This is a genomic window from Faecousia sp. (assembly GCF_048519415.1).
Taxonomy (GTDB): Bacteria; Bacillota; Clostridia; order Oscillospirales; family Oscillospiraceae; genus JAZOXB01.
Map to the genome: position 1 here is coordinate 1 of NZ_DBFZUT010000026.1, position 5,428 is coordinate 5,428.

General features: G+C 57.4%; 3 protein-coding genes. All 3 read right to left on the reverse strand.

Annotation, left to right across the window (positions count from 1 at the left end; all coding sequences use genetic code 11):
- Nucleotides 1-1,515, reverse strand: a 1,515-nt coding sequence (locus tag ACMKFF_RS02980) for a hypothetical protein (protein ID WP_419495976.1), incomplete at its 3' end; no start/stop codon positions are given.
- 12 nt (nucleotides 1,516-1,527) lie between these two features.
- Nucleotides 1,528-2,601 carry an ABC transporter permease gene (locus ACMKFF_RS02985; protein ID WP_419495977.1) on the reverse strand — a complete coding sequence of 358 codons (1,074 nt, stop codon included), beginning with the start codon at nucleotides 2,599-2,601 and terminating at the stop codon, nucleotides 1,528-1,530.
- Between the two features lie 391 nt (nucleotides 2,602-2,992).
- Nucleotides 2,993-5,254, reverse strand: coding sequence for an ABC transporter substrate-binding protein (locus ACMKFF_RS02990; protein WP_419495978.1), 2,262 nt, complete (start codon nucleotides 5,252-5,254; stop codon nucleotides 2,993-2,995).
- Between the last annotated feature and the right edge of the window lie 174 nt (nucleotides 5,255-5,428).

The following is a 5,428-nucleotide window of genomic DNA, read 5'->3' on the forward strand; positions in this document are numbered from 1 at the left end:
GATGAAGATCTTTTCATTCTCGCTGATGTCCATCTGCGCCATGAGGGCGGACAGGATCATGGCGAACGGCAGGAACGGGATGGCGCCGAAGATCTCGGTGAAGCGCATCAGGAACATATCGACCTTGCCGCCGAAGTAGCCGGAGATACAGCCGATGATGATGCCGATGATCGTGGAGATGATAACGGCGATCGCACCGATGGTCATCGTCATCTTACCGCCCTGAATGATACGCAGGGCAACGTTCGCGCCGTAGTTATCCGTGCCGAAGAGATAGCCCTTCAGGCCCCACTTGCCCATGAGCTCGTGGTTGGAATCGACTGCGTAGCTCTGGAACGCGCCGCCGAAGATGTCGGACGCGCCCTGTGCGTCGTCGGGGACCTTGCACTGGCCAAGGGTATTGCTGCCCCACGAGAACACACGGCCCTCGCTGGTCAGCGCGGTGTAATGATAGGTGCCGGAGACGATCTTGACGATCTCTTCGCCCTCATGCAGCTTGGGCATGGCCTTGCTGCTCGTGTCGAAGTCGCCGACGAAGCCGACGGTACCGTCGTCGAGCAGGGCGCAGACCGTCTTGCTCGTGGCATAGATGCTCGTGATCTTGCGGCCATTCAGGAACTCGCGCAGGGGAACCGTGGCGGAGCCCATGTTGTCGCGCATCTGATCATACAGGCCGCGCTTGCCGGTGTAGACGGAGTTGCCGTCCGTCACCGCGACGACATAGTTCAGCGTGAAGTCGATATCCGTGAGCTTGCCGTCCAGCGTGGCTACGGTGTCGAAGTTCTGATAGGTGTTCTTGTTGCCCCACATATACAGGGTGCCGTCGTTCATCAGGATGGCCGTGGCCTGATAGCCGCAGGTAATCTTCTTGATGTTGGAGGCATCGATGGTGCCGTTGAGGAGCTCGTCCGGCTCGGGAGCGATGTTGGGGTTCACCGCCGGGTCAAAGTAGCCGTACTGGCCGAGCTTGTTTGCGCCCCAGGCGTAGACCTTGCCGTTCTCACCGACAGCAACGATGTGATCGATACCGGCAGCGACCCAGGCAATCTTCTCATTCTGAACCTCTTCCGGGATATCGGCGACGTCAATGCCCGTCGTGCCGAGGCCCGTTGCGCCCCAGACATAGACCTTGCCCGCGTTGGAAAGGCCGACGGAGAAGCTGCCGTAGCTGTCGATCATCTTGATGTCGTTCTTCAGCTCGCTCGGGACGGAGAGCATGGACATCGTGGGCGGCAGGTTGGCCTGCGTGACTTCGGTATAGGTGTCGGTATAGGTCGTCATGAACAGCGGGCCGATGAAGACCAGCAGGAACATGGCGATGACAACACAGAGGGCGCCGACGGCGAGCTTGCGCTCCATAAAGCCGCGAACGATCTGCTTGACCGGGCTGACAATCTCTTCGACGTCGTTTTTAGCTGCGCGCTTGGCCTCGATATCATCGGCCAGGCCCTTGCTGCCGCCAAAGAAGAGGCGGCCGAGCCAGCTGCGCTTCGCGGAGGAATTCTTCTTGCTCATGCTCTTACCCCCTTACTTGTTGACTCTGACGCGCGGGTCGACCAGGCCATAGACAATGTCGATGACAAGGTTGCCGAGCAGCGCGACGACGACATAGAACAACTGCATCAGGATCGTAACATCGTAGTCCGAGGTACGCAGGGACGAGATCATGAGCTTGCCCATGCCGTTGAGACCGAACATGTCTTCAAAGATCAGGGAGCCCGCAAAGATGCTGGTGAACCAGCCGACGATCATCGTGACGATGGGGATCAGGGCGTTGCGCCATGCGTGAGAATAGATAACGGTCTTTTCCTTGACGCCCTTGGCGCGCGCGGTACGGATGCAGTCCATGGACAGAGCATCGATCATGGAGGCACGGACGTAGCGCGTCATGCTGCCCAGAGAGCAGAACGTCATGGTGATGAGCGGGAGGGCCAGATAGTACATGCGGTCGGTGAACCACTTGAAGCCCTCGTAGCTGCTGCCCGGTGTCTTCATGCCGCTGGCCGGGAACCAGCCGAGCAGAGCGCAGAAGACCCAGATAAACAGAATACAGATAATGAAGCTCGGCAAGCTGTAGCCGATGATGGTAAAGACCTGTGTGAAGCGGTCGAATTTGCTGTTTTTGCGCACGGCGCAGGCGATACCAAGCGGAATGGTGATGGCCAGCGCCAGAATCGTGGCGAAGATGTTGATGAAGATCGTGTTCTTCATCGGAGCGGCGACAACGTTAACTACATCTTTTTTATACTGATAGGAATAGCCGAAGTTGCCCTGCAGGAGGCCATTGAGCTTGCCTTCCTTGCCAGTGTAGGGGTTATCCGCATAGGGATACAGGCCGACCCAGCGCAGATAGCGGAGGATCATGTTGTTGGTTTCGGTGCCGTAGCTGATCTGATACATTTCGTACCGTTCCTCGAACCACTTGGCCTGTGCCTCGGCGGACATACCGGCGAGCTGCTGCTTCATGGCGGCCTGATCGGCCTTCGCATCGGTATAGGCGCGGTTGCTCGGGGTCAGGTTGTAGATCATGAAAATCACGATCGACAGGATGAACAGGACCAGGAACATGTAGCCGATTCGCTTGAGAACGTATTTGAACATAAGGTACTCTCCAGTCTGTCGCCCGCACGACAGTAGATTTGGCAGCGCGGGGGGTCAATCGTCCCCGGTGCCATGCCGGGGCAATCTGTTTCTGCGCGGGTCAGGATCAGGCTGCGGCGTGGCCGCAAGCCGCGGGGATAGGGTGTATCTGAAAAGCCGCTTCTGACAATGGGGAAGACGGCATTCTACCAAGCTTGGACCACAGGGCGGACTTTCAGATACACCCTATGGATAAACATGCGCGCCAGAGGTGATAACTGTGAAAAGAAGTTATTTGACAGTGCGCTATGATACACAGGGTTTTGAATCCACAATCACGGGACGGGGGCGAGCCCCCATCCCGTGATCTCGGATACTTGATGCGTCAGTCAGGCCTCGCGGCCTGCCGCCATTAGCTCAGCCAGTAGATATCGGCCTCGTCCTTCAGATAAGCAACGGAGTAGTTCGCATAGAAGGAGGGATCGATGGACCAGTTGTAAGCGTAGTCGTATGCAGCGGAGGTGAAGCCGGTTGCATAGTTGAAGCAGCTGTACAGCGGGGTGCCGGAATAGAAGCCGTACACAGCCGCCTGATAGAACTCGTCGAGCATCGGAGCGAAGTCGCCCGTGGTCTTCTGGATCACGATGCCTGCAGCGGCGATGTTAGCGCCCTGCTCGAAGTCGGTGACCAGCAGATCGGAGAAGGGGTTATCGGTGGTGCCGTACCAGTTGAGGACCAGCGGCATGTAGTAATCGTCGCCGACCTTCGTGGTCACATAAGCGCCGTCGATGGACTTGTAGTTGATATCGTTCTCGTCGGCATACTCAGCCGGGATCTTCTTGTAGCGGACGCCCTCGGTGTAAGCCTCGCCGTCCTTGTTGTAGATCCAGCCGTCAGCCTCGAGGACTGCGATGGCGGTATCGGCAGAGGTGTCGTACGCGTTCAGCAGCATGCCGTTGGCAGCAGCTTCCTTGTACATCCAGGAGCCGGCGTAGTAAGCGCCGTCAACGATGCCGCCGTAGCCGCCGGTGAAGGTCTTCGCAAAGGAAGCACGATCCAGGCAGTAGGTGATGGCCTGACGGACAGCAGTGAACTGAGCGGGGCCATAGTCGTTACGGAACTGCAGCTTGCCGTAGCCGGCGCGGCTGTAGTGGGTGTAAACGAAAGCGCCGTTGGAGTTGTCGCAGGCAGCGACAGCCTCGTCGGTCTCAGCGCCGCCGGTGATGCCCATGAGGACGTCAACGCCGCCGGACTTCAGATCGTCGAGCTGGGTAGCGGAAACGACCTTCTTGTAGATGACCTTCGCGATGGTCGGCTTCGCGCCTTCGTAGTTGCCGGGGAAGTTCGGATTCAGGGTCAGGATCGCGGACTTATCGGCCTCGTCGTAGGACTCCACGGCATACGGGCCGGAGCACGCATAGGTGGTGTCGGTGTTGTTGGAAGAAGCAACGAGATGAGCAGCCATGTCGAAGCTGTCGCCGGTCTTGTTGTAGAAGCCGTCGGTGAAGTAGCAGCCTTCGCCGTCGTCAGCGATGTCGAAGTCGCCGCACCACAGTTCCTTGACGAACGGGGAGAAGCCGGCATAGCTGATGGCATAGTAGTAGTTCGCATACTCAGGCTTAACGGTGACGGAGAACTGGTTGTCGGCCAGCAGGCGCAGGCCGGTAAAGGTCTTGGAGACGCCGTCGCCCTCGTTGGTGCCGTCGTAAGCGTTGAATTCTTCAAAGCCGACGATCGTCAGGCCGGCCTGGCGATCCTTGCCCTCAGCCTCAGAAGCAACGAGGGTAGAGAAGACCATGGTGTAGTACAGATAGTTCTTCGCGGTGACGGGGGTGCCGTCGCTGAAGAGCAGGCCGTCGTTCAGGGTGATGGTGTAGGTGAGGGTGCCATCCTCATTCTCAACCTTATCAAGCTGCTTGACGACCGTCTTGTTGACCTCGAAGCCGCCTTCCTTGGTGGTGGCGACAGTCTCCATGCCGTTGATGAGGTTGTCAACGTCAAGGTCGGAAGCGCCGGGGTTGGAGCCGCCGAAGTTGGAAAAACGGAACTTGCCGGACAGGTCGGTGGTGTTGCCGATGATGATGTCTTTGTCGGTCTTCTCACTCGTCCAGTCGATCAGAGCCTTTGCCGGGCCCCAGTACGGGTTCGTCGGATGCTCGTCAACGCCCTTGATCTGTGCGTTGTAAACATCGTAGTACTCGTTGCTGTAGAGGGGGATCTCCGGGAGGAGATAGTTCCAACGGGTCATGTAGTACTTCCACCAGGCGGCGTAGACGTCGTCTTCGGTCTCGTACTGGGAGTTCTCGGGAACAGCGGTCTTGTAGACCATTGCCATGGACAGGAAGTCCATGCCGAGCTCATAGGTCTTGCCTTCGTACTCGACGTAAGCCAGACCGGTGGTCGGATCCTCCTGCACGTCGTCGATCGTGACCTTGTCGCCGATCTCATCGTACAGCTCGGTGAAATCCTTGCCCCACTCCTTGCCGTTCAGGAGCTGTGCAGCGGACGGCTTGTACTCGTCAGCCGGCTGCTCCTGCGTCTCAGTGGGAGTCTCTTCGCTGCCCTGCGTGGGGGCATCGGTTTCTTCGTCTGCCTTCTTGCAGCCGGCGAACACGGTGACAACCATGACCAGAGCGAGAACCAGAGTCAGAAGCTTGAGAAGATTCTTTTTCATTGCGTTACCTCCTACAAAAATTTGTATATTATGCTGTGATATTCACAGATAATATCGAGCAGAGCACTTGTGTCCGCATGCAGCGGACAACCCTTGGATGCTTTCTGAAAAGTTTGGTAATACTATAGCACAATTCCCTTGCAGAATCAACAAAAAAGAACGAATTTTTTTCCC

Excerpts from the sequence above, each read along its gene's own strand:
- ACMKFF_RS02990 (WP_419495978.1), bottom strand. The coding sequence starts at position 5,254 with ATGAAAAAGAATCTTCTCAAGCTTCTGACTCTGGTTCTCGCTCTGGTC.
- ACMKFF_RS02985 (WP_419495977.1), bottom strand. The coding sequence starts at position 2,601 with ATGTTCAAATACGTTCTCAAGCGAATCGGCTACATGTTCCTGGTCCTG.